Raw genomic sequence first — 4,135 nt, forward strand, 5'->3', positions numbered from 1 at the left:
AAGGAGACTTGGAGACAAGGAGACTTGGAGACAATTCTTTCTCCCCATCCCCCCCTCTCCCCATCCCCCCCTCTCCCCATCCCCCCCTCTCCCCATCCCCCCCTCTCCCCATCCCCCCCTCTCCCCCTCTCCCCATCTCCCCATCCCACACTCCCCCACTCCTCCACTCCCTCAACCGGTCGCATTTGGCTGGGATTAAGTACTAAAACTCGCAGTTTGCGTCCCTATCCTTCTTTGACTACGATTTGGGATATGGTTGCGCGTACTGCTTATACGCAATTGAATTATTCGCCATTGCGGTTAATTTTGACTTTGGTGGGGATGACTTTGATTTACATCGTTCCACCTTTGGGGATTATTTGGGGTGCGTTGATGGGGAATTGGGGAATCGCATTTACAGGTTTGTTGACATGGTTGCTGATGAGTTTGGCTTATTTACCCACCATCCGCTTTTATAAGTGTCCTGTATGGTTGGTATTTTGCTTGAGTGCGATCGCTTTTCTCTATACTCTCATGACTTTAGACTCAGCTTTACGTCATTGGCAAGGGCGAGGTGGTGCTTGGAAAGGACGAGTGTATCCAGGATAAAGCGTTTCTTTCCTTTTCCTAGCAAGTAGCCCATCGCACCCCTTGTTTCCTACCCCCTGCAAGATGTGCCCAATGCCCAATGCCCAATGACGGCAGGTGCTACAACGCGCTTAACCCGCGCAACGCACTGCCTCCCCAATGCCCAATGCCCAATGCCCAATGCCCCCTACCCCTCTACCTATGTCGCGTCTGGGCGATCGCCTGATGCCATGAGTTTAGTAGTGTTAAGCGATGGTCAGCGCTGAAGTTCGGCTCAAACCGTTTCTCAACCTGCCACTGCTGCACAATTTCGGCTTCGTCCCAATAGCCAACAGCTAGACCTGCCAGATAAGCAGCACCCAAAGCAGTAGTTTCGGTGATTTTGGGACGGACAATCGGCACACCTAAAATATTGGCTTGGAACTGCATCAGCAGATCGTTGCGGGATGCACCCCCATCTACCCGCAGTTCAGACAGATAAAGTTGAGAATCTTGACGCATAGCATCAATCACGTCAGCCGTTTGATAGGCAATGCTTTCTAGGGCTGCACGGGCAATATGGGCACTGGTCGATCCGCGACTTAAACCTACAATTGTACCACGAGCGTAGCTATCCCAATAAGGTGCGCCCAAACCGACGAACGCAGGCACAAAATACACACCACCATTATCAGTCACGCTGCAAGCTAAAGCTTCAACATCGCCACTATGCTTGATAATGCCGAGTCCGTCGCGTAGCCATTGCACAACTGCCCCGGCAATAAATACGCTGCCTTCTAGGGCATAAGTGGTGCGTCCATTTATTGACCAGGCGATCGTCGTCAGCAACTTGTGCTTGGATAGCATCGGCTTATTACCTGTATTCAGCAACATAAAGCAACCTGTACCGTAAGTGTTTTTCGCCATACCAGATTGCAACGATGCCTGCCCAAAGGTTGCAGCCTGCTGGTCTCCGGCAATTCCAGCAATGGGAATGCGGCTACCCAAAAGACCTTCAAATGTATAGCCATATACTTGTGACGAACTCTGCACTTGGGGAAGAAGAGAACGGGGAATATCGAGAATAGTCAGCAATTCATCGTCCCACTGCTGAGTGTGAATATTAAACAACAACGTTCTGCTAGCATTAGTTACATCTGTGATGTGGAGTTCCCCCTGAGTTAGTTTCCAAATCAACCAGCTATCAACGGTTCCAAATGCTAGTTCTCCTCGCTCGGCTTTAGAGCGAGCATCAGGCACATTATCAAGCAACCACTTGAGTTTAGTGCCACTAAAGTAAGCATCAATCACCAGTCCTGTTTTGTTTTGGAATGTTGTCTCATGTCCAGCTGCCTTAAGTTCATCGCAGTAAGCAGCAGTGCGGCGATCTTGCCAGACGATCGCATTGTAAATCGGCTTGCCTGTTTTTCGCTCCCAAACTATCGTCGTTTCTCGTTGATTGCTAATTCCAATCGCAGCAATATCACCAGCCTGGATATTAATGCGAGCTAAAGCTTCGTTGGCTACACCAATTTGGGAAGACCATATTTCGTTAGCATCATGCTCCACCCAACCAGGCTGCGGAAAGATTTGGGGAAATTCTTTCTGAGCAATGGTCAGCATATCGCCATTGCGGTCAAATATAATACTGCGCGAGCTGGTAGTGCCTTGATCGAATGCCAGAATATATTTAGTCATTGGATATATCTCGAATCTCTTTTACACCAATGAAATTTACATTATGCCCGACAAGCATTCATCAGTTTGGTAGGGTGCGTTATCGCGAAGCGCGATAACGCACCCTACGCAACTTACTTTTACACCAATGAAATTTACATTATGGGGGACAAGCATTCATCAAAAACTTCCCAGCAAACCCACTATACACTAGCTTTAACGCAACTGTTCTTTTGTGCTAAATATTCCTTGGCGCTTTGGGAATCAAAAAACCACGGGGATAAGCTCGGTGGATGATTAATACCATTTAAATAATCTCTGGCAACTTCTGGATTTTCACTCATTGCAACCATAATATCTTGCAGGTGTTCTGGAGGTGTTAGCAAGCAATCAGTAAAAGCATGAGTATACTGAGCGTAATTCCAAAATTCATCAAATACTTTTTGCATCCATGAATCATCGAAGCGTTGGTTGCCATGCTCAATAATTCGTTGCTTAACTAAATGAGCGATTTTTGTCGCGTTATTCGCTCCCTGTCCACCAATCGGATCGTGTAGGATGACAGCATCGCCAATACCCATAACAACTGCACCTGATGGCAAGCGACCAATTGGTTGACGCACTGTCGGTGTAATTCTACCATTTAACCATGCTTGGTCATCTACTAGTTGCATATCTTTCACAACTTCGTAATTGTCGGGTTTCAACTGCTGCATTACCTTTTTGCTCATTTCCACCTGTTCTTCACCGCTTTTTACTTGGGAAAATTGATCCATTACTCCCCCAAGGCAAGCTTCAAAGGCAACTACGCAAGCTGGAATTTTATCTTTTGCATAAAATGGATACAAAAGCATTTCACCAACACCAGGTAGAACAGTCATCTTAACGGTATGTAAATCGGCTGTATCTACATTTAAATTTGTGGCAATTACTGATGCTAAGTAACGCTGCGGTTTATCATGTTTCGATTTTTGTGTGTCTGCTTCAAACAAATTTGAGAGACTTCCTCTACCAGTAGAAACCACAACTAAATCATAGTTTTTTACACATTTCTCTAAGTCGTTTGGTGTCATCGCTTGAATTATAAGTTCACCACCTCTGTTGACAAACTCGTGCATCCAAGTAGAAAATTTAAGACGCTGATCTACAGCTTGCCAAGGTTTTTCTATAGGAGAGGAGATAACTAAAGCTGGGTTTCCTTCAGGATCGCAGACTTGGCTACGGAATTTATCACAGCTAGGAAATTCATCATCCCAGAAATTCAGTTTTAAATTACTTTCTAGTTCCTGAGTATTGGAGAATAATATTGGTAATCCCATCGGTTTACCATTGAGGATCGCTTCTGGTGTGCGATCGCTAAATAAAGTTACTCCATAACCCGCATCAAGTAGACCAATAGCTAAATAAAGACCTGCTTGACCTGCTCCTATAATTGCAATTCGTCGCATTTTCTTATCCAATATTTTCGATCAACTGTAATATATAATAGGCATCCTCAGAATTGAGTTATGCATTTAAGGGATTTTGCTTGATGCGATTCAGATGCGGCTTTAATTAAATCGGCTATTTTTTCGTCAATTATAGAACGTTTTGAAGGGAATTTGAAAAGCGATCGCTTTTCTTTATACTCTCATGACTTTAGACGAGTGCGATAAGCGAAGCTTAAGCCTTCTCTTCGAGACGCTACGCGAACGGCTATCGCGTCATTGGCAAGGGCGAGGGGTGCAAAAATTGGACGGGTGTATCCAGGATAAACTCATTAATCAGGTTCAAAGACTCTTTAATGAGGTTCAAAGACTCATTAATGAGGTTCAAAGACTCATTAATGGAGTTCAAAGACTCATTAATGGAGTTCAAAGACTCATTAATGGAGTTCAAAGACTCATTAATGGAGTTCAAAGACTCATTAATG

3 protein-coding genes and 1 pseudogene are annotated in these 4,135 nt (G+C 44.9%); 2 read left to right on the top strand and 2 right to left on the bottom strand.

The features are described 5' to 3' along the window. Both AABK37_RS40725 and AABK37_RS40730 read left to right on the top strand, forming a co-directional pair. Window positions 1–588: pseudogene (locus tag AABK37_RS40725) on the top strand (hypothetical protein); the annotation flags it as partial. Between the two features lie 79 nt (window positions 589–667). Next, window positions 668–793 carry a hypothetical protein gene (locus AABK37_RS40730; protein WP_432557068.1) on the top strand — a complete coding sequence of 42 codons (126 nt, stop codon included), beginning with the start codon at window positions 668–670 and terminating at the stop codon, window positions 791–793. Here AABK37_RS40730 and glpK read toward each other — a convergent pair. Together glpK and AABK37_RS40740 are read right to left on the bottom strand one after the other, a co-directional pair. Next, window positions 763–2,244: a glycerol kinase GlpK gene (gene glpK / locus AABK37_RS40735; protein ID WP_432557069.1), complete on the bottom strand. Its 1,482-nt coding sequence runs from the start codon at window positions 2,242–2,244 to the stop codon at window positions 763–765. The two genes, AABK37_RS40730 and glpK, sit on opposite strands and share 31 nt — an antisense overlap. Window positions 2,245–2,426: 182 nt before the next feature. Further along, window positions 2,427–3,671: a styrene monooxygenase/indole monooxygenase family protein gene (locus AABK37_RS40740; protein WP_432557070.1), complete on the bottom strand. Its 1,245-nt coding sequence runs from the start codon at window positions 3,669–3,671 to the stop codon at window positions 2,427–2,429. Window positions 3,672–4,135: the final 464 nt, after the last annotated feature.

The organism is Tolypothrix sp. VBCCA 56010, from assembly GCF_050875635.1.
GTDB lineage: Bacteria > Cyanobacteriota > Cyanobacteriia > Cyanobacteriales > Nostocaceae > Hassallia.